The 695-nt window shown below is 57.6% G+C and carries 1 protein-coding gene; it reads left to right on the top strand.

Going from position 1 to position 695, the window contains the following annotated elements:
- Nucleotides 1–25: 25 nt before the first annotated feature.
- Nucleotides 26–695: reverse transcriptase domain-containing protein (locus G3R48_RS17140; RefSeq protein WP_343227756.1), on the top strand; the 670-nt coding region annotated here is incomplete at its 3' end.

The raw sequence follows: 695 nt of genomic DNA, 5'->3' as shown, positions 1-695 counted from the left end.
CGCCGGAGTGGATGGCATCAGGTGGATGGACTACGCCGGAAACATGAAGAACAACATAACAGATCTGCACCGGAGGCTACATCAGGGCAGCTACAGGGCGCAGCCCGGCAGGCGTCACTACATCCCAAAAGCGGATGGAAAACAACGCCCGCTCGGCATCGCCTCGCTGGAGGACAAGATCGTCCAGTATGCGCTGGTGAAAATCCTGAACGCAGTCTATGAAAACGACTTTATGGGGTTCTCATACGGGTTCAGACCCGGGCGAAGCCAGCACGATGCACTGGACGCACTGGCCACAGGGCTGGTACGCACTAACGTAAACTGGGTACTGGATGCCGACATCAGTCAGTTCTTCGACAGGGTGAGCCACGAATGGCTGATCAGGTTCACAGAGCATCGGATCGGCGACCGGAGGGTAATCAGGCTCATACGTAAGTGGCTCACAGCCGGGACGTCGGAGGAGGGTCAATGGCGAGCAACGGAGGAAGGCACCCCACAGGGTGCGGTCATCTCACCGCTGCTGGCAAACATATACCTCCACTACGTCTTCGATCTGTGGGCGCATCAGTGGCGACGTCGCTATGCCACAGGCAATGTGGTAATGGTCAGATACGCCGATGACATCGTCATCGGGTTCGACAAACGATACGATGCCCGGCGCTTCCGTATAGCCATGCAGCGCAGACTGAGGGAGT

Source organism: Shewanella intestini (genome assembly GCF_018221465.1).
In the GTDB taxonomy this organism is placed as follows: Bacteria; Pseudomonadota; Gammaproteobacteria; order Enterobacterales; family Shewanellaceae; genus Shewanella; species Shewanella intestini.
The sequence above is the reverse complement of the archived record's forward strand: the minus strand, read 5'-3'. Positions and strand labels throughout refer to the sequence as shown.